General features: G+C 73.0%; 27 protein-coding genes. 17 read left to right on the plus strand and 10 right to left on the minus strand.

Annotated features, from left to right (window positions below; all coding sequences use genetic code 11):
- Positions 1 to 60 precede the first annotated feature (60 nt).
- The 3 genes from fliD to AC1MBW_RS08090 are packed head-to-tail and all read left to right on the plus strand — an operon-like array spanning position 61 to position 2,256.
- Positions 61 to 1,449 (plus strand): flagellar filament capping protein FliD, encoded by a 1,389-nt coding sequence (gene fliD, locus AC1MBW_RS08080; protein ID WP_054145356.1) that lies wholly within the window; start codon positions 61 to 63, stop codon positions 1,447 to 1,449.
- On the plus strand, positions 1,449 to 1,925 hold the full coding sequence (gene fliS / locus AC1MBW_RS08085; RefSeq protein ID WP_480024123.1) for a flagellar export chaperone FliS: 477 nt from the start codon (positions 1,449 to 1,451) through the stop codon (positions 1,923 to 1,925). Before fliD ends, fliS begins: the two co-directional genes overlap by 1 nt.
- Entirely contained in the window at positions 1,915 to 2,256 is a 342-nt protein-coding gene (locus AC1MBW_RS08090; RefSeq protein WP_480024124.1) for a hypothetical protein, read from the plus strand. The genes fliS and AC1MBW_RS08090 overlap by 11 nt, the downstream gene beginning before the upstream one ends.
- A 30-nt stretch (positions 2,257 to 2,286) precedes the next feature.
- Here AC1MBW_RS08090 and AC1MBW_RS08095 read toward each other — a convergent pair whose 3' ends face one another.
- Together AC1MBW_RS08095 and AC1MBW_RS08100 are read right to left on the minus strand one after the other, a co-directional pair.
- Positions 2,287 to 3,822, minus strand: coding sequence for a CitMHS family transporter (locus AC1MBW_RS08095; protein WP_480024125.1), 1,536 nt, complete (start codon positions 3,820 to 3,822; stop codon positions 2,287 to 2,289).
- A gap of 293 nt (positions 3,823 to 4,115) precedes the next feature.
- Positions 4,116 to 4,586 (minus strand): hypothetical protein, encoded by a 471-nt coding sequence (locus AC1MBW_RS08100; RefSeq protein ID WP_480024126.1) that lies wholly within the window; start codon positions 4,584 to 4,586, stop codon positions 4,116 to 4,118.
- Between the two features lie 196 nt (positions 4,587 to 4,782).
- On the opposite strand from AC1MBW_RS08100, the gene AC1MBW_RS08105 reads away from it, so the two are divergent.
- Together AC1MBW_RS08105 and AC1MBW_RS08110 are read left to right on the plus strand one after the other, a co-directional pair.
- The gene (locus tag AC1MBW_RS08105; protein ID WP_480024127.1) at positions 4,783 to 6,726 is read left to right on the plus strand and encodes a sensor histidine kinase; all 1,944 of its coding nucleotides are present in this window, start codon (positions 4,783 to 4,785) and stop codon (positions 6,724 to 6,726) included.
- Positions 6,723 to 7,421: a response regulator gene (locus tag AC1MBW_RS08110; RefSeq protein ID WP_480024128.1), complete on the plus strand. Its 699-nt coding sequence runs from the start codon at positions 6,723 to 6,725 to the stop codon at positions 7,419 to 7,421. The genes AC1MBW_RS08105 and AC1MBW_RS08110 overlap by 4 nt, the downstream gene beginning before the upstream one ends.
- Before the next feature lie 146 nt (positions 7,422 to 7,567).
- Here AC1MBW_RS08110 and AC1MBW_RS08115 read toward each other — a convergent pair whose 3' ends face one another.
- Genes AC1MBW_RS08115 through AC1MBW_RS08125 form a run of 3 tightly spaced genes read right to left on the minus strand, consistent with a single transcriptional unit; the run spans position 7,568 to position 8,467 of the window.
- Entirely contained in the window at positions 7,568 to 7,792 is a 225-nt protein-coding gene (locus AC1MBW_RS08115; RefSeq protein ID WP_480024129.1) for a hypothetical protein, read from the minus strand.
- A complete protein-coding gene (locus AC1MBW_RS08120) occupies positions 7,789 to 8,190 on the minus strand; it encodes a hypothetical protein (RefSeq protein ID WP_480024130.1) in 402 nt (133 codons plus the stop codon). The genes AC1MBW_RS08115 and AC1MBW_RS08120 overlap by 4 nt, the downstream gene beginning before the upstream one ends.
- On the minus strand, positions 8,183 to 8,467 hold the full coding sequence (locus tag AC1MBW_RS08125; protein WP_054145349.1) for a hypothetical protein: 285 nt from the start codon (positions 8,465 to 8,467) through the stop codon (positions 8,183 to 8,185). Before AC1MBW_RS08125 ends, AC1MBW_RS08120 begins: the two co-directional genes overlap by 8 nt.
- 192 nt (positions 8,468 to 8,659) lie before the next feature.
- Between AC1MBW_RS08125 and AC1MBW_RS08130 the strand changes: the two genes are divergently transcribed.
- From AC1MBW_RS08130 to AC1MBW_RS08185, 12 genes are all read left to right on the plus strand, one after another.
- Positions 8,660 to 9,004, plus strand: a complete 345-nt coding sequence (locus tag AC1MBW_RS08130; RefSeq protein ID WP_054145348.1) for a flagellar basal body rod protein FlgB — start codon at positions 8,660 to 8,662, stop codon at positions 9,002 to 9,004.
- Positions 9,004 to 9,399 (plus strand): flagellar basal body rod protein FlgC, encoded by a 396-nt coding sequence (locus AC1MBW_RS08135; protein ID WP_043596823.1) that lies wholly within the window; start codon positions 9,004 to 9,006, stop codon positions 9,397 to 9,399. The genes AC1MBW_RS08130 and AC1MBW_RS08135 overlap by 1 nt, the downstream gene beginning before the upstream one ends.
- Positions 9,399 to 9,755, plus strand: coding sequence for a flagellar hook-basal body complex protein FliE (fliE, locus tag AC1MBW_RS08140; protein ID WP_480024131.1), 357 nt, complete (start codon positions 9,399 to 9,401; stop codon positions 9,753 to 9,755). The genes AC1MBW_RS08135 and fliE overlap by 1 nt, the downstream gene beginning before the upstream one ends.
- Complete coding sequence (fliF, locus tag AC1MBW_RS08145) at positions 9,755 to 11,446, plus strand: flagellar basal-body MS-ring/collar protein FliF (RefSeq protein ID WP_054145346.1); 1,692 nt, start codon at positions 9,755 to 9,757, stop codon at positions 11,444 to 11,446. Before fliE ends, fliF begins: the two co-directional genes overlap by 1 nt.
- Positions 11,443 to 12,498, plus strand: coding sequence for a flagellar motor switch protein FliG (gene fliG / locus AC1MBW_RS08150; protein ID WP_071256179.1), 1,056 nt, complete (start codon positions 11,443 to 11,445; stop codon positions 12,496 to 12,498). Before fliF ends, fliG begins: the two co-directional genes overlap by 4 nt.
- 460 nt (positions 12,499 to 12,958) lie before the next feature.
- On the plus strand, positions 12,959 to 13,717 hold the full coding sequence (locus AC1MBW_RS08155; RefSeq protein WP_480024132.1) for a FliH/SctL family protein: 759 nt from the start codon (positions 12,959 to 12,961) through the stop codon (positions 13,715 to 13,717).
- Positions 13,718 to 13,779: 62 nt separating this feature from the next.
- Positions 13,780 to 15,132 carry a FliI/YscN family ATPase gene (locus AC1MBW_RS08160; RefSeq protein WP_480026090.1) on the plus strand — a complete coding sequence of 451 codons (1,353 nt, stop codon included), beginning with the start codon at positions 13,780 to 13,782 and terminating at the stop codon, positions 15,130 to 15,132.
- Entirely contained in the window at positions 15,132 to 15,590 is a 459-nt protein-coding gene (locus tag AC1MBW_RS08165) for a flagellar export protein FliJ (RefSeq protein ID WP_480024133.1), read from the plus strand. Before AC1MBW_RS08160 ends, AC1MBW_RS08165 begins: the two co-directional genes overlap by 1 nt.
- The gene (locus AC1MBW_RS08170; protein WP_480024134.1) at positions 15,587 to 16,372 is read left to right on the plus strand and encodes a C40 family peptidase; all 786 of its coding nucleotides are present in this window, start codon (positions 15,587 to 15,589) and stop codon (positions 16,370 to 16,372) included. Before AC1MBW_RS08165 ends, AC1MBW_RS08170 begins: the two co-directional genes overlap by 4 nt.
- A complete protein-coding gene (locus AC1MBW_RS08175; RefSeq protein ID WP_480024135.1) occupies positions 16,369 to 18,294 on the plus strand; it encodes a flagellar hook-length control protein FliK in 1,926 nt (641 codons plus the stop codon). The genes AC1MBW_RS08170 and AC1MBW_RS08175 overlap by 4 nt, the downstream gene beginning before the upstream one ends.
- 12 nt (positions 18,295 to 18,306) lie before the next feature.
- Positions 18,307 to 18,753, plus strand: coding sequence for a flagellar hook assembly protein FlgD (locus tag AC1MBW_RS08180; protein WP_052505459.1), 447 nt, complete (start codon positions 18,307 to 18,309; stop codon positions 18,751 to 18,753).
- Between the two features lie 131 nt (positions 18,754 to 18,884).
- The gene (locus AC1MBW_RS08185; RefSeq protein WP_054146309.1) at positions 18,885 to 20,054 is read left to right on the plus strand and encodes a flagellar hook protein FlgE; all 1,170 of its coding nucleotides are present in this window, start codon (positions 18,885 to 18,887) and stop codon (positions 20,052 to 20,054) included.
- A 157-nt stretch (positions 20,055 to 20,211) separates the two neighbouring features.
- Here the strand turns inward: AC1MBW_RS08185 and AC1MBW_RS08190 are convergent, their stop codons facing one another.
- The 5 genes from AC1MBW_RS08190 to AC1MBW_RS08210 all read right to left on the minus strand — a co-directional run bounded on the left by AC1MBW_RS08190 (position 20,212) and on the right by AC1MBW_RS08210 (position 24,616).
- Positions 20,212 to 21,573: a reverse transcriptase family protein gene (locus tag AC1MBW_RS08190; RefSeq protein WP_480024136.1), complete on the minus strand. Its 1,362-nt coding sequence runs from the start codon at positions 21,571 to 21,573 to the stop codon at positions 20,212 to 20,214.
- Positions 21,574 to 21,926: 353 nt separating this feature from the next.
- Positions 21,927 to 22,196 carry a DUF4190 domain-containing protein gene (locus AC1MBW_RS08195; RefSeq protein ID WP_054146307.1) on the minus strand — a complete coding sequence of 90 codons (270 nt, stop codon included), beginning with the start codon at positions 22,194 to 22,196 and terminating at the stop codon, positions 21,927 to 21,929.
- Between the two features lie 113 nt (positions 22,197 to 22,309).
- The gene (locus AC1MBW_RS08200; RefSeq protein ID WP_480026091.1) at positions 22,310 to 22,933 is read right to left on the minus strand and encodes a DUF6198 family protein; all 624 of its coding nucleotides are present in this window, start codon (positions 22,931 to 22,933) and stop codon (positions 22,310 to 22,312) included.
- A gap of 380 nt (positions 22,934 to 23,313) precedes the next feature.
- Positions 23,314 to 23,904, minus strand: coding sequence for a hypothetical protein (locus AC1MBW_RS08205; protein ID WP_480024137.1), 591 nt, complete (start codon positions 23,902 to 23,904; stop codon positions 23,314 to 23,316).
- Between the two features lie 253 nt (positions 23,905 to 24,157).
- On the minus strand, positions 24,158 to 24,616 hold the full coding sequence (locus tag AC1MBW_RS08210) for a hypothetical protein (RefSeq protein WP_480024138.1): 459 nt from the start codon (positions 24,614 to 24,616) through the stop codon (positions 24,158 to 24,160).
- Positions 24,617 to 24,702 lie beyond the last annotated feature (86 nt).

The following is a 24,702-nucleotide window of genomic DNA, read 5'->3' on the forward strand; positions in this document are numbered from 1 at the left end:
GCCCCCACCCGATCCGTCCCGACATCACCGCCGCATCCACACCCTCGACAGGAGCACCAGATGGCCTCGCTCGGCATCGACGGTCTCGTCAGCGGGCTCGACACCACGACGCTCATCAACACGTTGATGCAGTCCGAGGCCGTGCCGCAGACGATCCTGAAGAACAAGGCCACCGTCGGCCAGACGCTCGTCACGGCCCTGCAGGGTCTGAACACCAAGATCGCCGACCTGGCGACGCTCGCGACCTCGGCCGCCAAGCCCGGGTCGCTCTCGCTGTTCACCCCGACCAGCAGCTCGACGGCGGTGACGGCGACCACCGCGGCCGGGGCCGTCTCCGGATCGGTCGACCTCGTGGTCGGGGCGACCGCCTCGTCGAAGACCGCCGTGACCGCGGCCATGACCGCCTGGCCCGACTCGCCCCCCACCCTGACCTTCGTCTCGGCCGCCGGGGTCACGACCGAGGTGACCGCCGCCTCCTCTTCCCTCGACGACGTCGTGACCGCGATCAACGCCTCCACCGCCGGGGTCACGGCCGTCAAGGTCGCCTCGGGCAAGGACGCCTCGGGCGCCGTGCAGTACCGCCTCCAGCTCTCGAGCGAGAAGAGCGGCGCCGAGGGCGGGTTCGACGTCTACCGCGGCACGGCCGCCGACGTCGACGCCGGCACCGCGCCCGACCTGATCGCCCAGCCCGGTGCCGCCGTGATCTCGCAGGCTCGTGACGCCTCGATCACGCTGTGGGCGGGAACGGCGGCCGAGCAGGTCGTCACCAGCAGCAGCAACACGTTCACCGACGTGCTGCCGGGTGTCTCGGTCACGGTCTCCGCCGTGACCACCGCACCCGTCCACCTCTCGATCGCCCGCGACGCGACGGCCGCCACCAAGGTCGCGACCGACCTGATCGCCGGTGTCAACGCCGCCCTGGGCCTGATCAGCACCAAGAGCGCGGCCACGACCTCGACCAGCGCGACGGGGACGACGACCGTCACCGCCGGCGTCTTCGGCGGCAACTCGACCACGCGCGGCATCACGCAGCGCCTGACCGATGCCGTGCTCAGTCCTGTCGACGGTCAGTCGCCGAGCACCATCGGCATCTCGATCGACGCGAAGACCGGCCAGTTCGCGGTCGACGTCACGAAGTTCGCAGCCGCCCTCGCCGCCGACCCCGACAAGGTGCAGGCGACGATGAGTGCGATCGCCGCGCGGGTGGCTTCGACGTCCACGGCCGTCTCGGACAAGTTCGACGGCTCGCTGACGAAGGTCATCACCGGTCAGCAGTCGGTCGTCAGAGACCTCACCGACCGTGTCAGCGAGTGGGACGACCGCCTGGCGTCCCGCCGGGCGAACCTGCAGAAGACCTACTCGGCCCTCGAGGTCTCGCTCAGTGCGCTGACCGCCCAGCAGAGCTACATCACCGGCCAGCTCGCCAGCCTCTCGTCGAGCAGCAGCTGATGGACGCCACCTCGTTCGCCGCCTTCGCCGCGGCCTCGGCCGGCCCCTCGGCCGTCGTGCAGAAGCAGCGCGCCCAGTACACGAGCGACGCCGTGTTGTCCGCGACGCCCGTGCAGCTGGTCACGATGCTCTACGACCGCCTCATGCTCGACCTGTCACGCGCCGAGGCCGCGCAGGGCGCCGCCGACTGGGGCACCGCCTCCGAGCAGCTGCTGCACGCCCAGGCGATCATCGCCGAGCTGTCGTCGTCGCTCAAGATCGACGTCTGGGACGGCGGCGAGGGCCTGCTCGCCCTGTACACCTACACGTCGACCGCCCTGGTCAACGCCAACGTGCACCGGGACGTCGCGCAGACCCGCGAGGTCACCGGGCTGCTCGAGCCGCTGCGCCAGGCCTGGCACGAGGCCGCGGCCTCGCTGCAGGCCGGTGCCGCCTCGACCGTCCCGGGCCTGGCCGGAGGCTTCGGTGTCGCCTAGGACCGAGCGGACGCACGCCGCCTGGCGCGCGGCCCTGGACGAGCTGGACGCGCTGGTCGCCGAGGCGGACGCCTCGCTTCCCGCAGGGGACGCCGACACGGCGACCTCGACGGCGGCGACCCCGCCTCGACGCTGGACGCCCCCCACGGGGCTGGGCCCGTTGCCGCAGGACCTGGCGACCCGCGCCTCCTCGTTGGCCGAGCGCCAGCGCGGCGTCATCGGCCGCCTCGAGGCCGCCCGGGCCGCCGTGCTGCAGCACCTCGGCGCCGTCCGCACCGTCGAGGCCTCGCACGAGCCCTCGCGCCCGGTCTACCTCGACGCCACCGGCTGAGGCAGAGCACGGCCCGGCCCGGCCGGAGCCTCAGCCGAAGGGGATGACCCCGACGACGACGGCGACGACGAGCATCACGACCGAGACGACGGCCGCCCGCCAGAGGACCTTCTTGTGGTGGTCGCCGAGGTTGACGTTCGCGAGGCTGACCAGCAGCAGGATCGCCGGTACGAGCGGGCTCTGCAGGTGCACGGGCTGCCCGATGACCGACGCGCGGGCCATCTCGACCGGCTCGATGCCGAACGCCGCGGCGCTCTGGGCGAGCACGGGCAGGATGCCGAAGTAGAACGCGTCGTTGCTCATGAAGAAGGTGAGCGGCAGGCTGAGCAACCCCGTGATGACGGCCAGGTACGGGCCCATCTCGTTCGGGATCACCTGCACGAGCCACTGCGCCATCGCGTCGACCATGCCCGTGCCGTTGAGGACGCCGATCAGCACGCCGGCGGCGAAGACCATCGAGACGACGCCGACGATGCTCGGCGCGTGGGCGACGATCTCGGCCGACTGCTGCTTCACCTTCGGGAAGTTGATCAGCAGCGCGACCGCGACGCCGACCATGAACACGTAGGCCAGGGGGAAGAGGTCGAGCACGAGCAGCACCATCACCACGACGGTCAGCGCGAAGTTGAACCAGATCAGCTTGGGGCGCAGGGTCTCGCGGGTGGGGTCGAGCATGGTGTCGGCCAGGGTGCCGCTCATCGGGGTGCCGTTCTCGCTGCCGGTGCCGGCCGGGCCGCCGGGGTTGTCGACCGCGCGCTCTCCGGGGGCGTCCGCCCGGCTGCCGTCGGCGCGACCGCCGCGCAGGCCCAGGGCGACCGTGGGGCTGGTGAACATCGAGACACCGACGCCCGCCTTGCCCGGTCCGCCACCGCGGGCGGCCGTGGCCAGCTCGCGTGACAGGGGGGACATCTTCTCGGCGGCGGCGGCCAGCACCGAGCCGCCGAGCTCGACCGTGCCGAGGCGACGGCGCTCGCGCAGGCCCATCAGCCAGGCGAAGACGAACACGATGACCAGGCCGGTGACGAGCGACGGCACGAGCGGCACGAAGATGTCGGACGGCGCGACGTTGAGGGCGGCGGCGGCGCGCACGGTCGGCCCACCCCAGGGGACGATGTTGAGCGTGCCGTTGGCGAGGCCCGCGACGCAGGTCAGCACGACCGGGCTCATGCCGAGCTTGAGGTAGATCGGCAGCATGGCGGCGGTCGTCACGATGAACGTGGTCGACCCGTCGCCGTCGAGCGAGACGGCCCCGGCCAGCAGTGCCGTGCCGAGCACGATCTTCGCGGGGTCGTTGCCGGTGACGCGGAGGATGAAGCGCACGAGCGGGTCGAACAGTCCGACGTCGATCATCAGCCCGAAGTACATGATCGCGAACATCAGCAGCGCCGCAGTCGGGGCCAGGTCGCCGATCGCCTCGATCACCATGTCGCCGATGCCGAGGCCGGCCCCCGCGAACAGGCCGAAGATGGTCGGCACCATGATCAGGGCGAGCATCGGCGAGAGCCGCTTGGTCATGATCAGCACCATGAACGTGGCGATCATCAGATAACCGAGGATGACGAGCATCAGGACTCCTTCGTCCGGTTCGTGTGTCCGGGCACGCTAGCCGCGCGTCCCGACCCGCGTCGCGCTTGTGCGCATTGGCCGACTATCGCGCGTTGGCACCGTTCTGCGCGTTCTGCTCAAGGGGGCCGCGCCTCCTGGTCCGTCGCCTGCCGACCCGACCCGACCCGACCCGACCCGACCCGCACCTGGCCCCGGCACGACACCGCGTTCCGTGCACGACACCGCGTTCCGTGCACGACACCGCGACCAAACGAGGTGCTGTGCACGAGAGGCGGTGCAGTGGTGGCGGGACGTCACCCGGCGGGCGGCCCTGCGGCCCGGCGGGCCAGCCTCCGCACCATGAGGGCACAGGCCCCGAAGGCGACCGCACCGAGCGCCAGCAGCGTCAGGCCGACCACAAGCATCCACGGGGCGCCTCCCGAGACGATCCGGGCGAGTGTCAGACCGAGCCCGACCGCGACGATGGTGAAGACGACGGCCATGACCGGCTCCGACCAGGTCTGGCCGACGAGGTCACGCCGCTCGACCGGGAGGCCGTCGTCCTGTCGTCGGGCAGCGAGCTGCCACCGGTCCCGGATCTCGAGGCCGATGACGGGCCCCCACATGATCGCCCCGCCGCTGCCGGTCTCGAGCACGATCGCCACGCCCAGCGTGACGAGCGTCCCGGCCAGGAACCACCACGGGAACACCGTGCGCAGCGGGACCACACGTCTCACCCGGCCGCCCCGGGTCCGGTGCGGCTGCGGCTGCGGCTCGGTCGTCATGGCCCGAGCCTAGGCAGCGTCCGGCCGATCCGCCCACGGCACCGCATGTCGTGCACCGCACCCCGACTAGTCGAGGTGCGGTGCACGAGATGCGGTGCGATGGCGGTGGATCGTGCCGCTCGGCGCGCGGCCGGCGGGCGGACCGGGACCCGAGGAGGCGCGGGGCGCGTCGGTCACGCCCGGTACCCTGGCCGACGTGACCGACGACAGCTCACCACGGGGACGCCGCACGCCGGCGAGCCGTCGGGCGGGTGCGCGAGGCGAGCCGGGGCTGGCGGTGACGTCGCGCCTCCGGAAGCGGCGTTTCGCCACCGAGGTGCTGCTGCTGCAGCTCGCCGTCGTCACCGCCATCGTGCTGCTGACCAGCGCCGTCTTCGCGACGATCGCCGTCCAGCGCCTGGCGCGCGAGGCCGAGTCGACGGCGCTCGCCGTGGCGCAGAGCGTCGCGAGCGACGCCGACGTCCGCGAGCAGGTCGCGCTGCTGAGCGTCGACGGCACCGAGATCGACCAGGAGGCGCTGGCCGGGGGAGCCCTGCAGCGCACCGCGGTCGCGGCCCGGCAGCGCACCGGGGCGCTCTTCGTCGTCGTGACCGACGACCGCGGGGTGCGGCTGGCGCACCCGGACCCCTCCCGCATCGGCGAGCGCGTCAGCACCAGCCCGGACGCCGCCCTGCGCGGGGAGGAGGTCGTCGCCTGGGAGCGCGGCACGCTCGGCGACTCGGCCCGCGCGAAGGTGCCGATCTACGCGCCGGGCGTCTCGGCCGGCGCGGCGTCGGCGGGGTCCGGTCCGGCGGCGGACGTCGTGGGCGAGGTCAGCGTCGGCTACGCGCCGACCCGGGTCTACGACACGCTCGTCCAGGACGCCCTGCCCGTCGTCGGGGTGGCCGTGCTGGCTCTCGCGCTCGGCGTCGTCGCGTCGGTGCTCATCCGTCGGCGGCTCGACCGGGCGACCCTCGGGTTGCAGCCGGAAGAACTGTCGACCCTCGTGCAGAACCAGCAGGCCGTGCTCGGCGGGGTCGGCGAGGGCGTGCTCGCGGTGTCGCGCGAGGGCGTGGTGACGGTGTGCAACGACCAGGCCGCCCGACTGCTCGGGTTCGACGCGGGCGCCGTGGTGGGGGAGCCGCTCGACGGGCTCGACCTTCCGGAGGGGCTCGTCGCGCTGCTCGGCTCGAGCGGTCGGCTCGACGACGTCGAGGCGATCCCGGCAGGAACGCCGGTCGGCACCACGACCGACACGACGCTCGTGGTCGACCACCACGTGCTGCTCGTCGACGTGCGCCCGGTGTCGCGCGACGGGGTCGACCTCGGCCGGGTCGCGGTGGTGCGCGACCGCACGGCCGTCGAGGCCCTGACGCGTCGGCTCGACGCCGTCGGCGCGATGACCACGGCCCTCCGCGCACAGCGACACGAGTTCGCCAACCGGTTGCACGCCCTGTCGGGGATGCTCGAGCTCGGTCGTTCCGAGCAGGCCCGCGCCTACCTCGCCGACGTGCTCGACCACGGGCCGCTGCGCTACCCCGTCGCCCACGCCGACCGGTTGACCGAGCCGTACCTGCAGGCGTTCCTCGGGGCGAAGGGCGTCGAGGCGGCCGAACGGGGCGTGCTGCTGAAGCTCGGACCCGAGACGCTCGTCACGGGGTCGGTCGTCGAGCCCGGCGACGTCACGACCGTGCTCGGCAACCTGGTCGACAACGCGGTGCGGGCCGCCGTGGCCGGCCGCGTCACCCCCGCCTGGATCGAGGTCGAGGTGCTCGACGACGGCACCGACCTGCACCTGTCGGTGATGGATTCGGGAGACGGCGTCGCCGACGCGGCGCAGCTGTTCGACCGCGGGCCGCACGCGGCCGACGTCGAGGCCGACCCTGCGCGCGTGCACGGTCTGGGCTTCGGGCTGCCGCTGTCGCGCGACATCGCGCGGCGACGCGGGGGCGACGTGTGGCTGGGTTCGCCCGGTGGTGAGGGGCACGGCGCCGTGTTCTGCGCGAGGCTCGTGGGCGCGGTCTCGGGCGAGGCGGTGGCGACGGGCGCGTCCGGGTCGGCCCGCGCCTCCTCGTCCACCGACGGACCACACGACCGGCGCGACCCGCGCGACCCGCGCACCGGCAGCGACCCCCGCAGCTCCGAGAGGACGACTCCATGACGACCGAACTCACCGTGCTCGTGGTCGACGACGACTTCTACGTCGCCGACCTGCACCGTCGTCAGGTCGAGCAGCTGCCCGGGCTGCACGCGCTGCCGGCCGTCGGCACGGTCGCCGAGGTGCGCCGCGTCCTCGCCGAACGGTCCGTCGACCTGCTGCTGCTCGACGTGCACCTGCCCGACGGCAGCGGCCTCGACCTGCTGCGCGAGGTCGACGTCGACGCGTTCGTGCTCAGCGCCGCGTCGGATGCCACGACCGTGCGGCAGGCCTTGCGGCGCGGGGCGCTGGGCTACCTGATCAAGCCCTTCGCGTCGGGCGCGCTCGTCGACCGGCTGCGTGCCTACCAGCGGTACCGCAACGTGCTCGACGAGCGGACGGTCGTGGACCAGGAGGCGCTCGAACGGGCCCTGCGCATCCTCCATTCCGGCGACGCGGCGAAGGCGGCCTCGCCGTCGCGGTCGGCGACCGAGCAGGCAGTGCTCGAGCAGTTCGGCGCGGAGGCCGGTGCCGGTGCCGCCGGCGGGGCCGATGTCGGGCCGTTCGAGCTCTCGGCGGCGGACGTCGCCGCCCGGGTCGGGGTCTCTCGCGCGACGGCCCAGCGCTACCTCGCGGCGCTCGCCGCCGACGGCCTCGTCACGATGAAGCTCAGCTACGGCACCACCGGCCGCCCCGAGCACCGCTACTCGCGCCCCTGACGCGACCCGCGCCTCCTGCCCGTCGCCCTGCCGCCGCATCGCACCGCTGACTGAAGGTCGCACCGCCCACTTCGGCGGTGCGACGTCCAGTCGGCGGTGCGATGCGCCCCCTTGTCAGGCGTGCAGCCGAGGAGGCGCGGCTCGGCTCAGTCCGCGGGTGCGGTCTCGACGAGCGCGACCACCCGGTCGACGAGGTCGTCGGCACGTCGGCCGGTGTCTTCGATGGAGGTGGTCGACCTCACCGTGGGCGTCTCGTCGACCGTCGGTCCGACGACGCCGAGGAGGACGTAGTTCTGCCCGGGCGACGCGCCGTCGTCCCCGGCCTGCACGGTCAGCTCGAAGCCGTCGTAGCGGTCCTCGTCCGAGGTCAACGTGACCCAGCGGCCTCCCGCGTTCGATGTCTCCCGATCGAGACCCACGTCCAGCCGTCCGCGACGCGGGTGTCGATCACCGACTCGGCGATCTCGAGCTGGGGTGCGTCCGGCACGAGGTTCACGTACCGAAGCACCCGCCACTCCTGGATGCTGCCGTCGGCGTCGTCCGCCGAGCCGCCGATCGCCGCCGCGCTGTCCTCCTGGGTCTCGACGCTCGCCACGAGCGTCGGGTCGATCTGGGCTTGGAGGCCGCCGATCAATTCCGTGGCGACCGCGCCGGTCTCCTCGAGGGTCCATCCGTCGTCCGCATCGTGAGGGCCCGTCGTTCCCGTGCTGCACGCCGTGAGGAGGGCGAGGCCCAGCACCACGAGGCAGAGCACTCGGCGATCACCCACGGAGGCTCACGAACCACCAGAGCGACGCGATCTCGGCGGGCTGCCGCTGGAGGCCGATCCACAAGCCGACCGGCCACAGGAGCAGGGGCAGCACGACCCCGACCGCGACCGCCGCGACCACGAGGGCGAGGAACACGAGCCCGACCAAGGCGCCGACCGACCGGCGGCCCAGAGCATCCTCCGCAGCCGCTTCGTCGTCGTCCACGACGATCTTCTCGTCCGGGTCGGGAGCGTGCTCGTCCCCGACGCCCAGCAGTCGTCGGCCGTCCTCGTCCATGCGCGCGCCTCCGTCCCCCGGTCCTGGGCGCGACGCTAGCAGCAGCGGGCGTGCGCCCCCACTACGGGGCAGCTGCCCGCGCACCGCTTACGTCACCCCGCGCCCCGCCGATAGAGCGCCGTGAGCACGGATCGCTCGCACACCCCGGCCACGGATCGGCCACCGCACTCCACCGACCCCACCGGGACAGGCATGCCACTCGAATCCGTGACGCAAGCGGCGCTGCAGAGCGCCCTCGACGGTCTCTCGCTGCGCCAGAAGACGATCGCCGCGAACATCGCGAACGTCAACACCCCGAACTACACCGCCAAGCGGGTGCAGTTCGAGGAGGCGCTGGGCAGGTCGGTCGCGGCCGGCAGCGGAGCGGTCCAGGCGTCCACGTCGCGCAGCCTCGAGCCCACGCGCCTCGACGGCAACAACGTCAACCTCGACACCGAGACCCTGTCGAACGTCGACACCGTGCTGCGGTACCAGTTCGCCACGCAGGCCATGAACTCCGAGCTGACGGCCGTGCGCGCCGCGTTCCGGACGAACTGATGACCGCCTTCGACGCGATCGGCATCGCGAGCACCGGCCTGACCGTGCACCGCAAGTGGCTCGACGCCGTCTCGGACAACATCGCCAACGTCAACACCGTGAAGTCGATGGACGACACCGCCTTCCAGGCCCGCTACGTCGAGGTGCAGGAGGGTGCCGGCACCTCGGGGGTCTTCGTCAAGGCCGACCGCTACGGCAGCGAGGCCGGCCGCGTCACCTACCTCCCAGACCACCCGCTCGCCGACGCCGAGGGATACGTGCGCATGCCCGACATCGACCTCGGCGCCCAGATGGGCGACCTGATCATGGCGCAGCGTGGCTACCAGGCCAACGCCGCCGTGGTCGACCGTGCCAAGACGGCCTACGAGGCCGCACTCCAGATCGGACGTGGCTGATGCCCATCGCAGGAATCCAGGCCCTCGGGGCCGTGCAGCAGAGCGGCTACGCCGACGTGAGCGCGCTCATGAAGGCCGGCGGCGCGTCCGACGTGACGGGCGCGACCGGCGCGACCGACGCCTCCTCGGTCTCGGGCGCGACCTTCGGCGCGACCATGACCGGTGCCGTCGAGGGCCTGCAGCAGCTGCAGTCCGAGTCGAAGACCCTCGCGGTCAAGGCCGTCACGGGTGACCTGACCGACATCCACGACGCGACCATCGCCGCGACGCGTGCCCAGGTCACGCTCGAGCTGGTCAGCGCCGTCCGCAACAAGGGCGTCGACGCCTTCAACGAGATCATGAGGATGCAGGCCTGATGCCCACCGCCGTCAAGGGCCAGCTCGCCAAGCTCGGCGCCGCCCTCCAGAGCTTCACGGTCGCGCAGCGCACGATCGCCGTCATCCTGCTCGCCGCCCTCGTGCTCGGCGTCGTCGCGCTCGTCAGCTGGCTGGGCAAGCCCACCTACACGCCGCTGTTCAGCGGCATCGACCCGACCGACGCGAGCGCCATCGTCGAACTGCTGCAGACCGACGGCGTGCCGTACCAGCTGACCGCCGGCGGCGGCACGATCCTCGTGCCCGAGGACGTCGTCTACGACGAGCGCCTCAAGGCCGCGGCCGCCGGGCTGCCCGCCGCGAGCTCGGGCGGCGGCTACTCACTGCTCGACACGATGGGCGTCACCTCGTCCGAGTTCCAGCAGAACGTCACCTACAAGCGCGCCATCGAGGGCGAACTCGCCAACACGATCAAGGCGATGGACGGCGTCAAGAACGCCAGCGTGCAGCTCGCGATCCCCGAGGAGTCGGTGTTCGTCGCCGAGCAGCGCGACCCGACCGCCTCGGTGTTCGTCGAGACCCAGGCCGGCGCGACACTGGACTCGAAGCAGGTGCAGGCCATCGTCAACCTGACCAGCGCCTCCGTCGACGGCATGAAGGCGACCGACGTCGCCGTCACCGACGCCTCGGGCACGGTGCTGTCGGCCGTCGGCAGCGGAGCGGTCGGAGGCGCGGACGGCGACGCGAGCGACTACGAGTCCAAGGTCCAGGCGTCGGTGCAGGCGATGCTCGACAAGATGGTGGGCCCCGGCAACTCGTCCGTCGTGGTGGCCGCCGACCTCGACCAGAGCTCGGGCACCAAGGTGACCGAGTCGTTCTCGCAGCCGACCTCGGGGCCGATCGCCCTCAACGAGTCGGGCACCACCGAGCAGTACGGCTCTGGGGCGGACGGGGCGAACGGCACCGGCGCGACCGGCGTGCTCGGCCCGGACAACATCGCCGTGCCGAACGGCACCGCCGCCGACGGCACGACCACCGCGGGCACCGGCACCGACGGGGGCTACACCAACGAGTCGACCACCAAGAACAACGCCGTCGACAAGGTGACCGAGAGCCTCAACGTGCCGGCCGGCGAGGTCAGCCGGCAGACCGTGTCGGTCGCGCTGAACTCGGCCGCGGCCAACGGGGTCAACATGCAGAGCGTGCGGGACCTCGTCGGTGCCGCCGCCGGCATCGACGCCGCCCGCGGCGACACCGTCCAGGTCGCCCAGGTCGACTTCGACACCTCGGCTGCTGACGCCGCCGCCGAGGCGCTCAAGGCCGCCGACGCGGCGAGCGCGAGCGAGGCGATGTGGGGCACCATCCGAACGGTCGGCATCGTCGCGGCCATCGCGATCGCCGCGATCGTGGGACTGATCGTCTTCGCCCGCCGCAGCCGCCGCCAGGACCGCGAGGACGTCGACCTCGGCGAGCTCGCCCCGCAGAACGGTGCCCAGACCTGGGACGCCACGATGCCGCTGTCGCTCGACGACGCCGTCGCCACCTCGCGGCTGACGCTGCCCGGCATGGGCGAGGCGAAGACCGAGTTGCTCGACGTCGACGCCCCGACGCCGTCGCCCGAGTTCGTCTCGGCCGAGCGCCGCCGCGCCGAGATCGACGCGATGGCCGAGCGCGACCCGGGCAAGACCGCCGAGTTGCTGCGCGGCCTGATGGACGACCGGCAGCCCGCATGAGCCTCGTCCCCACCACCTTCGGCGCCCCGGCGGCCCCCGGCGTCGGCAAGCCGCTGACCGGCCCGCAGAAGGTCGCGGTCATCCTGATGCAGATGGACCAGGCCCGGGCGGCCGCGGTCATGAAGGAGTTCAGCGAGGTCGAGGCCGAGGAGATCGCGGCCGAGATCGTGCGCCTGCGGCGCGTCGACCCGTCGCTCGCCGAGGCCACCGTGGCCGAGTTCCACGACCTCAGCGTCAGCGGCCGTTACCAGCGCCGCGGCGGGCACGACGTCGCCGTGGGTCTGCTCGAGGCGTCGTTCGGCTCGGAACGTGCCGCCGGCGTCATGGAGCGCATGGCGTCGAACATGGCCGGCAAGTCGTTCGAGTTCCTCGACGAGGCCGAGGCCGGTCAGGTGGTGACGCTGCTCGACGGCGAGCTGCCGCAGACCATCGCCCTGGTGCTCGCCCACCTGCGACCGCAGCAGGCCTCCGCCGTGATGTCCGGCCTGGACGTCGAGCTGCGCGCCGACGTCGCCCAGGCCATCGCGACGATGGGCACGGCCACCCCCGAGTCCGTCGGCATCGTCGCGGCCACCCTCAAGGTGCGGGCCGGCGCCGTCGTCGCCCCGCGCGAGCAGGTCGAGGTCGTCGGGGGCATCCAGCCGCTGATCGAGATCCTCAACCGCAGCGACGTGGCGACCGAGAAGGCACTGCTCGAAGGTCTCGACGAACGTGACCCCGAGCTGGCCGAGGAGGTCCGCTCGCGCATGCTGACCTTCGAGGACATCGTCAAGCTCGAGTCGCGCGACATCCAGCAGGTGCTGCGCGGCATCGACGCGGCCATCCTCGCCACGGCGATGAAGGGCGCACCGTCCGCGGTGACCGAGGTCATCCGCGGCAACGTCTCCGAACGCAACCGCGAGCTGCTGGACGACGAGCTGCAGTCGATGGGTCCGGTCCGCAAGTCGCAGATCGAGGAGGCGCGGGCGTCGGTCGTGCGCGCCATCCGCGAACTCGAGGCGATGGGCGCGATCACCATGCACCGCTCCGACGACGACGCCCTCGTCGAGTAGCCCGGCCCCCACCGACCACCCCACCCGCCCCTCCTCTCCCGCCCGCCCGCCGGCCCCTTCCCCCTCCCCCCTTCCCTGTGCAAATCGCGACAACGGCAGGGCGACACGCCGGCTGCTGACGAAGGTGAGCGGCGAGTCGGGCCGACGTGGTCGGGTTCGGCACGCGGGGCCGGGAGGTGCGGGTCGGGTTCGGCACGCGGGGCCGGGAGGTGCGGGTCGGGTTCGGCACGCGGGGCCGGGAGGTGCGGGTCGGGTTCGGCACGCGGGGCCGGGAGGTGCGGGTCGGGTTCGGCACGTCGGGCCGCGAGACGTGTCCCGGCTCCGGCACGCGGGGCGGCCCCCCTTCGGGGCAAGCCCTAACGCCCGCCCGCCGCGGGCCGAGAGTCGCCGGTGAGCACGGATCGCTCACCTCACCCCAGGCCACGGATCGGCCGTCACCCCCAACGCCGAACGGCTCGTGATGCTCGACTCCGTGATGACCCCCGAGGGCGCTGCCCCGGCCTTCGCGCGCGTCAGCTACCCGTCCGTCTCGCTGCCGGGGTCCGACGCCGCCACCACCCGACAGGCCCACGACGCCCGGGCCGAGGCCCGAGGTCACGCCGCCGGGTACGCCGCCGGCCTCCGCGCCGCCGAGCTCGAGCTCGGCGCCCGCCGGGCCGTGCTCGAGGCCGAGCACTCCGACCTGCTGCACCGCCTCCAGGCCGCGACCGTCTCGGCCGTCGAGGCCCTCGCCACGTCGGCCCGCGCGCTCGACGCCCGTGTCGCGCCCGTCCTGGACGACGCCGAGGAGGCGCTGGTCGCGACCGCCTTCGAGCTCGCCGAGGCGGTCCTCGGCTACGAGCTGCGCGCCTCCGAGTCCGTCGACGACGGGTCGCACGGGGTCGACGCCACCGCCACGCCCGACCCCACCGTCGAAGCCGGCGTCAACCCGCGCATCGGCCGCACCGCTCGCGCGGCCGTCGCCCGCGCTCTGGCCGTGACCGACCCCGGCGACGTCGTGACCGTGCGCCTGCACCCCGCCGACCTCGCCCAGCTCGACGTCGCGACCCGCGACTCCGTGGCCGCCGAGGTGTCCTTCGTGGCCGATGCGAGCCTGGCCCGCGGCGACGCCGAGGCAGAGCGACGCATCGGCCAGGTCGACGCCCGACTCGGCACCGCGCTCGACCGGGCCCGGACGGCGCTGCTCGGCGACCCGGCGTCGGACGGGGGCGTCTCGTGACCCTCACCGCGCCTCCTGCTCTCGTGTCGACGGGAGCCGTCGTCGACGGCGGCCGTCCGCGCGTGCCGACCGCCCTCGCCCCCCGTCTCGCCGCCGCACGCGTCGCGGCCCGCCCGCAACGCGTGGGCCGGGTCAGCTCGGCCGTGGGCCTCGGCCTCACCGTGCAGGGTCTCGACGCTGCCGTCGGAGAGATCGTCGCCGTCGGCGACGCGACGTCCGGCGGCGCCGACGTCGGCTCGAACCTCGCCGAGGTCGTCGCGACCACGCCCGACGGCGTGCGCTGCATGCCGCTCGGCCGCCTGACCGGCATCACGACCGGCACGCCCGTCCGCTCGACCGGTCGTCCGCTGCTCGTCCCGACCGGCACGGGCCTGTTCGGGCGCGTGCTCGACGGACTCGGTCGGCCGATCGACGGCAAGGGGCCGCTCGTCGGCGCCGACGGGGGTCGCGTCGACCTCGTGCCGCTCGACCACGAGACCCCGTCCGCCATGCACCGGGCGCGCATCGACACGCCCCTGCAGCTCGGCGTGCGCGTGCTCGACACCCTGACCACGGTCGGCAAGGGCCAGCGCGTCGGCCTGTTCGCCGGCTCGGGCGTCGGCAAGTCGTCGCTGCTGTCGATGATCGCCCGCGGCTCGGACGCCCAGGTCAGCGTGATCGCCCTGGTCGGCGAGCGTGGCCGCGAGGTGCGCGAGTTCCTCGAGGACGACCTCGGCCCCGAGGGCCTGGCCCGCTCGATCGTCGTCGTCTCGACCAGCGACGAGCCCGCCCTGATGCGCCTCCGCGCCGCCTTCGTCGCGACCCGCATCGCCGAGTCGTTCCGCGACCAGGGCGCCGACGTCGTGCTGATGATGGACTCGCTCACCCGCGTGGCGATGGCCCAGCGCGAGATCGGCCTCTCGGTCGGCGAACCGCCCGCGACCCGGGGCTACCCGCCGTCGACGTTCTCGGTGCTGGCCGGCCTGCTCGAGCGCGCCGGCACCGACCGCATCGGCTCGGTCACCGGGCTCTACACGGTGCTGGTCGACGGCGACGACCACAACGAGCCGATCGCCGACGCCGCCCGCAGCATCCTCGACGGCCACGTCGTGCTCGACCGCAAGCTGGCCGTGACCGGGCACTTCCCGTCGGTCGACGCGCTCGGCTCGGTCTCGCGCGTCGCCTCGAAGGTGACCAGCCCGCCGCAGCGCGCCGCCGCGACGACCCTGCGCAAGGTGATGGCCGCGCGCCGGGCCGCCCAGGACCTGCTCGACGTCGGCGCGTACCAGCGCGGCACCAACCCGCTCGTCGACGCGGCGGTCGACCACCAGGGCGCCATCGACGCGTTCCTGCAGCAGGGCATGGACGACCGGGCGGCCTCGGCCGACTCGTGGAACGCCCTGGCCTCGCTCACCTCACGGTTCGGAGCGATCTGATGGCCCGTCCGTTCTCGCTGCTCGGCCTGCTGCGGCTGCGTCACGCCCAGCAGGACCAGGCCGGTGCCGTCCTCGCCGAGGCCAACGACCGCCTGCGTGAGGCCGCCGACGAGCGCGTGCGCGCCAAGCGCACCCTCGCCGACGAGCCGTCCGAGGTCACGGACGCCGCCATGCTGAGCGCGCTCGCCGCCTCGCGGGCCTCGTCGCGCGGCATGCTCGCCGAGCTCGACGCGGTCACGCAGCGCCGTCAGGCCGACGCCGACGCCGCGCAGGCCGTCTTCAACGAGGCGCGTCGTGCCGCGATCGGCCTCGAGAAGCTCGAGCACAAGCACGTGGTGGCCGAAGCGGCCGCCGACCTGCGCGACGAGCAGATCGCCCTCGACGAGATCGCCTCGCGCCCCCGCCCCGACGGCTCGCCGTCCGGCACCGACCCCGAGAACCCAGGAGGCGCGGCGTGAGTCCCGTGACCGAGGTCCTGTCCCGCATCCAGGACATCCAGGCGACCATCGCCCAGCTGCGCGCCGGCACCACCGGTGCGACGTCCGCCACGGCCACGGCCACGGCCGCGTCCGCGACGTCGGCCACGGCGTTCGCCGACGCGCTCGCCGGCACGTCCGGGACGGGCGCGACGGCGACCAGCGCCTCCGTGGACGCCGTGGCCGGATCGGTCGCGAGCGGCAGCGGAGCCGACGGCTCGGACGTGGTCGAGGCCGCGAAGAAGTACCTCGGCGTGCCGTACGTGTTCGGCGGCGAGGACCGGACGGGCATGGACTGCTCGGGTCTCGTGCAGACCGTGTTCAAGGACCTCGGCGTCAGCATGCCGCGGGTCGTGCCCGACCAGGCGAGGATGGGCGCCGAGGTGTCGTCGCTCGCCGAGGCGAAGCCCGGCGACCTGCTCGTGCCCAAGGGCGAGGGCCACATCGTGATCTACCTCGGCGACGGCAAGGTGCTGCACGCGCCCCGCCCGGGCAAGGACGTCCAGATCGTCGACAACTGGTACAAGGACTCCGACCTCAGCACGATCCGGCGCATCGTCCCGGCCGAGGGCGCGTCGGGTGCCGCGTCGACGTCGGCCCCGTCGTCGGCGCTGTCGAGCCTGGCGGGCTTGTCGGGCTTGTCGGGTCTCTCCGGCCTGTCCGGCCTCTCCGGTGCGGCCGGTGCGTCGGGCGCGTCCTCGTCGGGGACCGACCTGATGACCGCGGCCCTCCAGAAGCTGATGAGCGCGGGGGTGGCGTCGTGACCCTGTCCCGCACCCTGCCGTTCGCGCCTCCCGCCCTGTCGGAGGCCTCGACGCTGCGCGCTCCTGTCGGGTCGCGCGGGCCGGGCACCGGAGGAGCCGGTGCCGCCCGCGACGCCGACCGTGCGGCCGCCGGCTTCGGCGCCGCCATGCGCGACGAGCACGCCTCGCGGGCCGCCGACCGGCGCGACGCCCAGGTCGCGGACCGTGACGCCCGCATCGCCGACCGAGACGTGCGGACCGCCGGCCGCCCCGTCGACCGGAACGCCCCGGCCGCCCTGGACTCCTCGACCCCTGCTTCGGACGAGGCCGTCGCCCCGTCGACGCTCGACCCCGCGTCCGTCGCGCCCTGGCGCCGGTCGCTCGCCGGCGCGACCTCGGCGCCGACCGCCGGATCAGCAGGTGCCGCCGAGCCCGGAACCGCGAGCGGTGCCGCCGAGCCCCTGTCGGCGACCGACGGCGGGCCTGCCGCGTCGGTCGGCACGGCATCCGGCGTCGCGACGCCCGGTCTGCCCGTCGCTCTTGCCGGCGCTGTCGCCAGCGCCAGCGCCGTCGCCACCGCCTCCGCCTCCGCCTCGGCCGGGTCCACCGGGACGACGGACGCCGCCGGGACGGTCCCCGCTGCGGCTCCTGCCCTTGCCGCCGTGTCGCTGCGTCCTTCCGCGTTCGCCGATCCGGTACGCACCGGAGCGTCGACCTCCTCAGGCGCCTCGGGCGAGAGCCGCGATCCGGCACGTACCGGATCGGCCGACTCGACCGTCGCCGGCTCGCCCCTCGGGGCGTCGACACCGACCACCACCTCCTCCACCGATGCCGCCGACGGTGCCGCTCCCGCCACCGCGGCGATCCCCCCGGTCACCCCCGCGATCGCCCCGACCACCACGGCGTCCGCCCCGGGGACCGCCGCCGCGCCCGCTGCCACGCCCGCTGTCGTCGCAGCGACCGCGACCACCGCAGCGACCGCAGCGACCGCCGCGCCCTCCGGAACGGGGGCTGCCGGCGTGTCTGCCGACCCGCCCCCTGCCGGTCCGTCCGCTCCGGTACCCACCGGATCGGACGGCCGCTCCGAGGCGCTGCCCGTCGCCGGCGATCCGGTCCGTACCGGATCAGCGATCCCGAGACCTGCCCCCTCCGCGATGGCGGCGGCGTCGAACGGCCGTCCCGTCTCGTCGCCCGCCACCGGCACGTCCGGCCCGTCCGGCCCGTCCGGCACGACGGCTCCCTCGACCTCCTCGACGACGACACCGTCGCCCGCCGCCGTCTCGGCCCCCGCCCCGGCGACCGCGCCCGTCGATCCGATCGTGCTCGCCGTCCCCGGGACCGTCGCGACGTCCGCGGCCTCCGCCACCAGCGCCTCCTCGTCCGCGACCCCGACGCCGGCCGCCGCGCAGCCGGCCCCGTTGGCCCAGCAGCTCGCTCGCCCCCTGTTCTCGCTCGCCGCGGCGGGTCCCGGGGTGCACGTCGTGACCGTCGACGTCGCTCCCGAGGCGCTCGGCCCGGTCACCGTCCGGGCCCACGTCTCGGCGCACGGCACGCACGTCGAGATGTTCGCCGCGTCGGAGGCCGGCCGCGACGCCGTCCGGGCGATCCTCGGCGACCTGCGTCGCGACCTCGCGACGGCGTCGAACCCGGGAGGCACAGGCCCGGGAGGCGCGGGTCACCAGACCAGCGTCGACCTCTCGTCGCAGAACCAGCCGTCCGACGCCCGGGGCGACCGTTCCGGTCAGCCCGGCTCGCTCGGGGCGCAGGCCGGTGCCGACGGCGGGCCGGGCCGGCAGTCTCGCGACGCCGCCGAGGCGCGCACCGCCGACGCCCGCACCGGACGCGCGCCGCGCGACGGAACCGACCCCCTCGACGCGACGGGTGCGGTCGACCGTGCCCGCGCCTCCTCGTCCCTCTCGACGTCCCTCGACGTCCTGGCCTGAACCGGAGACCCCATGCCCTCGATCGACCAGATATCGGGAACCGTCGACGTCGCGACCCAGATCGCCGCCGCCAACGCCGCGAAGAGCGGCTCGAGCCGTGCCACGGCGAACACGATGGACAGCGAGATGTTCATGAAGCTGCTCGTCACGCAGCTGAAGAACCAGGACCCGTCGACCCCGATGGACACCAACGCCATGATGTCGCAGACCACCCAGCTGGCGATGATGGAGCAGGTCACGGCCCAGACGACGACGGCCAACGAGAACTTCTCGCTGCAGATGCGCATCGCCGCGTCGAACCTGGTCGGCCGCGAGGTCAGCTACACGGGCCCCGACGGCGTCGAGGTGAAGGGCACCGCCACGAGCGTGTCGTTCGCCGAGGCCGTCCCCAAGGTCTCGGTCGGCGGGAAGGAGGTCGCCTTGGATCTCATCTCGGGCATCGCCACCACGAAGGCGTGACACGACCCGCACGACCCGCGCCACCCGCACGACCCGCACCACCCCTCGAACCGCACCGGGAGCAGGACGCGACCGGCACCACCCGCGCAGGACGCGCCTCCGGATCTCTCCCCAGCTGAAAGGCAGCACCCATGCTCCGCTCCCTCTACTCCGGCATCTCTGGCCTCCGCTCGCACCAGACGATGCTCGACGTCACCGGCAACAACATCGCCAACGTCAACACCGCCGGCTTCAAGTCGTCGACCACCCAGTTCCAGGACACGCTGTCGCAGATCACGCAGGGCGCGGGCGGCCCGCAGACCGGCATCGGCGGCACGAACCCCGCGCAGATCGGCCTCGGCGTGCAGGTCGCCGGCATCTCGACGAACTTCGCGCAGGGGTCGGCGCAGGCCACCGGCAAGGCCACCGACCTGATGATCTCGGGCGACGGCTTCTTCGTGACCCGCCTCGGCAACGACACCGTCTACACCCGCTCGGGTGCGTTCGACTTCGACGCCGACGGCCGCCTCGTGTCGTCCGACGGCAAGATCGTGCAGGGCTACTCGGCGACGAACGGCGTCATCAACGACGGAGGCGCGCTCGGCGACATCACGCTGCCCCTGAACGCCGCGGCCCCGGCCACGGCGACCTCGAGCGCCACGGTCGGCGGCAACCTGCCGAGCGAGTCGGCGGTCGGCGACAAGATCGTGCGCGACACCAAGGTCTTCGACGCCAACGGCCTCGAGCGCACCCTGACGCTCACCTTCACCCGCACGACGGCCGGCTGGGACGCCTCCGCGACCGACGGCAACGGGGGCGCCACCGCCTCCATGGCCTTCGCCGACGGCAAGCAGACCGGTGCCGCGTCGCTGCGGCTCAACGGCGTCACCGTCGACCTGTCGGGCATCACCGGCTTCGCGGCGCTCAACACCACGTCGATCACCGAGCAGAACGGCCGCGCGGCCGGCACGCTGCAGGGCTTCTCGTTGTCGAAGGACGGAACGCTGATGGGCCAGTTCAGCAACGGTTCGACGGTCGGCCTCGGTCGCGTCGTGCTCGCGACCTTCACGAACCCCGGCGGTCTCGAGAAGGAGGGCAACTCGGGCTACCGCGCGACGGCCAACTCGGGTGCCGCGACGGTCGGCGCCCCCGGTTCGCCCGGCGTCGGCTCGCTGGCCAGCGGCTCGCTCGAGATGTCCAACGTCGACCTCTCGCAGGAGTTCACCAACCTGATCGTCGCCCAGCGCGGCTTCCAGGCCAACGCCCGCATCATCACCACCTCGGACGAGGTCCTGCAGGAGCTCACCAACCTCAAGCGCTAGCCGCCGGCTGCGGCTGCGGCTGCCGCTGCCGCTGCCGCTGCCGCACCCTTCGCACCGCGTTTCGTGCACCTCACCCGATCGAGACCGGGTGTGCCGCACGAAACGCGGTGCGTTCGTCGTCCGGAGGCGCGGCGTCACCCAGGAGGCGCGGTGCCAGTCAGCGGGGGACGCGCGCGAACGCGGCGCGCAACCGGGCCCCGCGCCCGGGGTTCAGCTGCTCGACCCAGCCGATGCGCCCCCACAGCTGGGCGGCGAAGTCCGGGTACCCGGCCCGGTTCTGCGCCTCGAGCCCCGTGGTGGCGGCGTTGTGCAGCACGGCCCGCAGCCGGTCGTACTCGGAGCGCACCGTGTTGGTGCCCTGGTTGACCACCACGCCGGTGACGACCTGTCGCGTGGCCGCCCCGCGCACCCGGGTCTTGGCCGGGTTGAGAAGGTGTCCCTCGTCGCCGACGATGCGTCCGACGCCCCGCACGAACGCGTCGGCCCGCGCCGCGAACGCCGCGTCGCCGCTGAACACGAGGTCGTCGGCGTACCGCGTGTAGGTCGCGCCGGCCGCCCGGGCGTACCCGTCGAGCCGCGAGTCGAGCCGCCGGATCGCCACGTTCGCCAGGGTCGGAGAGGTCGGCGCACCCTGGGCGAGATGTGCGACGGCGAGTGCGCGACGCAGGGCGAACCGCTGTTCGGGGCTGCCTCCCGGGGGCATGCGCGAGAGCACGCCCGGCGGCACGGAGGTCGTGCACAACCCGGTGAGCACGTGGGCGACGGCATCGGGCAGTCCCTCGCGGCGCAGGGCACCGAACACCTGGCCGGCGGTGACCCGGGCGAAGAACGAGGTCAGGTCGAGGGCGATCACGACCTCACGCCCGACGTGCTGCCGGGCCCCCGTGACCGCGCTGCGCCCGGGGACGAACCCGTGCGCCGCGTCGTGCAGCGGGACCGCCGCCAGCACCTCGTCGAGCACGACGCGTTGCAGGTCGCGCAGCCGGAAGCCGGGGACCTCGAGCAGTCGTGGCGTGCGTCCGGGCCGCGCCCGCCACTCGTACCGGTGGTGCTGCAGGGGGCCACGTTCGACGCGGCGGTGCCACCGGCCCGGGTCGGCGAACCAGTCGAGCTCGCCCACGGTCAGGTGCAGCAGGCGGGCGACGTCGGCCACGGTGCCCAGACGCAGGAGGCGCGGGTCGGCCGAGCGCGCCTCCTGCCTCACGGGCACGTGGTGGACGATGCGTAGCGGACGGCCGCGCCTCCGGGCCTCGGCCGCCGCCTCGGTGAAGGACGGGTCGCGGCGGATGAGGGCGGCGAGCGTGCGGGGGTCGTCGAGCGGTGCCCGGGGCAGGGCGCGGACGAGGTCTCGGGCCAGCGGACGCCAGAAGCGCGCGGGCCCGTCGATCGCCTCGGCGGCTGCGGCAGCGAGCCCGCGGACCGACCACTCCGAGCCGAGCAGGGCGGCGGCGAGGGCGGTCGCCACGGCATCGGGGCCCGGGTCGGGCTCGCGGGCCGAGACGGCCGAGGGGACGCTCACCCCGGGCCCGCCCGGCCGGGCGAGTAGCTGCGGCGGTGCCTCGGCGACTCGTGCATCGGTGCGGGCCGCGAGCCGCGCGAAGCGCGGTCACCGGCCTGCGGAGCGGTGCCGTGGTCGATCTGCGTGCCCCGGGGTAGCCCCGGAGAGGAAGGCACAGCGCGTGTGCCGTCCACCTCGCCGAGACACCGTCGCATGCCCACACGCTAACGGCGGCCACCGACGTCCGCGATCCCTCCCGAGGTGGAACCCGTGTCAGGCGGGGCGCCCGCCCGGGACGCGAAGGAGGCGCGGTGCCTGCTCTGCAGACACCGCGCCTCCTGTGCTCCCCGGCTGGTGTGCCGGGGTCGATCGACCTAGTAGGTCTGGACCTGTGCCATCCCGGCGCTGAAGGCCGAGATGCCGATGATGATGCCGCCGACGAGGAAGACGGCGCTGAGGATGACGCCGGCCAGGGCGAGGCCGTGGCCGCGCTCGCCGGTCTTCTTGATCTGCGACAGGGCGATCAGGCTGACGATCAGGCCGGCGAGGCTGAAGACGAAGGCCAGGATGAACCCGACGATCGCGAGGACGTTGTAGCCCGCGGCGGTGCCGGCGGACTGGGGCATGGCGGTGTTGTTGGACATGAGACTCCTAGGTGGTGTGACGTCCGGGGACGTGCAAGACGAGAGTGACCGCTTCGAGACGAGAATGCCTCAAACAGACCGGTCGCGCACGAAAGTCTGGCAGAAAGTTGTGATCACGTGTGGCCGACATACCGGCCGGCCTTGTGGTTCATCGCGAGGACGAGGTTCAGCACGACGGCGCCGAGGGCCGAGAGCAGCACGATCCACGGTGAGACGACGGTCAGCGAGGTCAGCACGATCAGGACGTCGAAGCCCATCTGGACGTAGCCGGCGCGCAGCCCGGCGCGTTCCTGCAGGACGAGCGCGAGGATGTTGATGCCGCCGAGGCTCGCCCCGTGGCGGAAGAGGATCAACAGCCCCACGCCGACGAGCAGGTTGCCTCCGAGGGTGCCGTAGATCGGGTTGATGCCGTCGATGTCGAACATCAGGGGGTGCAGGTACGAGAACGCGGAGAGCATGACCACGGTCAGCACCGTGCGGAGGGTGAACGGCCACCCCTTCTTCCACACCGCCAGGGCGAAGAACGGCACGTTGACCAGGATGAACAGCACCCCGAAGGTCCAGCCCGTGGCGTAGCTGGTCAGCAGCGCGAGCCCGGCCGTGCCGCCCGAGACCGCCCCGCTCTCCTTGAGCAGGAAGAGCCCGAACGAGGCGAGGAAGACGCCGGTGACGACGCCCATCACGTTCTCGGGGAACGAGTGCTTCGTCGAGTCGACGGTCTCGATCGAGCCCGTCAGGGCCGGGTCGTCGATGCCGTGGCGAGCCGGCGCGGCGGCGTCGGGGGTCGCGGCGTCCGGCAGGCCGGCGGGGGAGGACTCGGGCGCAGACGCGTCGTCGCTGCCGACGGCGTTCGGTACGGCGCTCGCGGCGCGGGCCGTGCTCGCTGTCGGGGTGGCGGAGGAGGTGCGGGTGACGTCGTCGGCGCGGGCGGCGGGGGTGGTGCCGGGGCGCGACTCGTCTAGGGGTTCGTGGGTCACCGGCACATCCTGCCAGCCCCCTGTTTCGCGCACGTGACGCGCCGCGCCTCCTGCCACTCAGCCTGCCGTACCGTCGAGTGGACGAGGCACCGCCGCGCGCCACGGCATCTCGTCCACTCGACGGTGTCCTGCTGGAGCGATCAGGCCGCGCCGGCCATCAGCATGGCGATCGGCACGACGACGGCGACGAGGCCGGCGAGGGCCACGAGGGCGCAGAGCACCGGACGTCGGGTCGTCAGGGGAACGACGCCGGGCACGATGGCGGCGGCGTTCTTGCCCGAGAAGACCTGATCGGCCGGCATGATCGTGAGTCGTGCGTGCTGGGCGATCGCGAGCAATTGTTCTCCGGGCCAGTTGGCCTCGGTGAGGACGAGTCGGCGGCCCTTGCCGTCCCGGACGGCGAGGTATCCGAGGTTCTGTACGCCGAAGTTGAGCATGCAGAGGATGCCGCGCTGTGAGCCGTCGAACTCGACGGTCGTGGTGCGTCCCCACCAACGCCGGGCCACCGCCGTTTCGGACACGGTGATGCTCGTCGTCCGGAGGTAGATCCACAGGCCGCCCACCAGAATGACCAGCAGGACGAGAAGGTACGGGACGACGGTCATTCCCATGCGGTTCCAGCCGATCAGGAAGGCGAGGGGTATCAGGACGAGTCGGCCTTTGGCCTTCGCCCAGAAGTGCGACCAATCCGGGCGGTAGGTGACGGCGGACGTGAGGGGACTGCTGGTCATGGTTCTTCTTCCTCTGGGGGTGATGTCTGATGCAGGGTCGTTGGTGGAACGGCTTAGATGGCGGCCCAGGCGCTCGGGTTCGAGCCCTGACGCCCTGGGGCCGCGAATGCGGCCATCGCGCCTTGTTCTCCCGAGGTCGTCCGCAGTCCGATGACCGGACTCGAGTCATGGGGCAGTACCTGACCCGCCACCCCGAAGAGTGATCGCCAGATGGGTGAGGGACGGATGATCAACCCCAGGTCTTGGTCGGGCGTCATGCGCTGGCCGCCGCGACGCCCGGGGGAGCCCAGAATGACCAGATGGCGACACCCAGAAGGACCGCGGTGATCATGGTCAGGGAAACGGCGATGACGAGGGTCGCCCAAGGGTGTCGTTGTAGGGGCGACAGCATGCCTGGTGCGAGGGCGTCTGCTTCTGCAGGGCTCAGCAGGCCATTGCTGTTGGAGTACCTGAGAGGAAAGTGGCGCGCGATCCGTTCCAGGTCAGGGGTGGCCCAGTAGGCACCCGTCAGCCGCACGATGGGCTGCTTGCCCCGTCCCAGGATGAGACGAAGAACGGGTCGAGGACCATCCACATTGGCGAAGATTCCGGCCGTCGGACGAGTCCTAGGGACATGTCGAGTCAAGAAGAAGCGCGAGTAGCTCAACCCGTCGTCGTGCAAAACGACGCGGGTGGTCACCACGTAGAGGCCGATACCGCCGACAACGAGCACCAGGACGACTGCTGCAAGAGCCCAGCCCACCGCCGAGTCCCGAACGGAGAACGGGATGAGGCCCGTCGGTCCGACCGAGAGGACCC

Source organism: Frigoribacterium sp. AP1, assembly GCF_056680555.1.

Excerpts from the sequence above, each read along its gene's own strand:
- fliD (WP_054145356.1), top strand. The coding sequence starts at position 61 with ATGGCCTCGCTCGGCATCGACGGTCTCGTCAGCGGGCTCGACACCACG.
- fliS (WP_480024123.1), top strand. The coding sequence starts at position 1,449 with ATGGACGCCACCTCGTTCGCCGCCTTCGCCGCGGCCTCGGCCGGCCCC.
- AC1MBW_RS08095 (WP_480024125.1), bottom strand. The coding sequence starts at position 3,822 with ATGCTCGTCATCCTCGGTTATCTGATGATCGCCACGTTCATGGTGCTG.
- AC1MBW_RS08100 (WP_480024126.1), bottom strand. The coding sequence starts at position 4,586 with ATGACGACCGAGCCGCAGCCGCAGCCGCACCGGACCCGGGGCGGCCGG.
- AC1MBW_RS08110 (WP_480024128.1), top strand. The coding sequence starts at position 6,723 with ATGACGACCGAACTCACCGTGCTCGTGGTCGACGACGACTTCTACGTC.
- AC1MBW_RS08125 (WP_054145349.1), bottom strand. The coding sequence starts at position 8,467 with ATGGACGAGGACGGCCGACGACTGCTGGGCGTCGGGGACGAGCACGCT.
- AC1MBW_RS08130 (WP_054145348.1), top strand. The coding sequence starts at position 8,660 with ATGCCACTCGAATCCGTGACGCAAGCGGCGCTGCAGAGCGCCCTCGAC.
- AC1MBW_RS08135 (WP_043596823.1), top strand. The coding sequence starts at position 9,004 with ATGACCGCCTTCGACGCGATCGGCATCGCGAGCACCGGCCTGACCGTG.
- fliE (WP_480024131.1), top strand. The coding sequence starts at position 9,399 with ATGCCCATCGCAGGAATCCAGGCCCTCGGGGCCGTGCAGCAGAGCGGC.
- fliF (WP_054145346.1), top strand. The coding sequence starts at position 9,755 with ATGCCCACCGCCGTCAAGGGCCAGCTCGCCAAGCTCGGCGCCGCCCTC.
- fliG (WP_071256179.1), top strand. The coding sequence starts at position 11,443 with ATGAGCCTCGTCCCCACCACCTTCGGCGCCCCGGCGGCCCCCGGCGTC.
- AC1MBW_RS08155 (WP_480024132.1), top strand. The coding sequence starts at position 12,959 with ATGCTCGACTCCGTGATGACCCCCGAGGGCGCTGCCCCGGCCTTCGCG.
- AC1MBW_RS08165 (WP_480024133.1), top strand. The coding sequence starts at position 15,132 with ATGGCCCGTCCGTTCTCGCTGCTCGGCCTGCTGCGGCTGCGTCACGCC.
- AC1MBW_RS08180 (WP_052505459.1), top strand. The coding sequence starts at position 18,307 with ATGCCCTCGATCGACCAGATATCGGGAACCGTCGACGTCGCGACCCAG.
- AC1MBW_RS08185 (WP_054146309.1), top strand. The coding sequence starts at position 18,885 with ATGCTCCGCTCCCTCTACTCCGGCATCTCTGGCCTCCGCTCGCACCAG.
- AC1MBW_RS08195 (WP_054146307.1), bottom strand. The coding sequence starts at position 22,196 with ATGTCCAACAACACCGCCATGCCCCAGTCCGCCGGCACCGCCGCGGGC.
- AC1MBW_RS08205 (WP_480024137.1), bottom strand. The coding sequence starts at position 23,904 with ATGACCAGCAGTCCCCTCACGTCCGCCGTCACCTACCGCCCGGATTGG.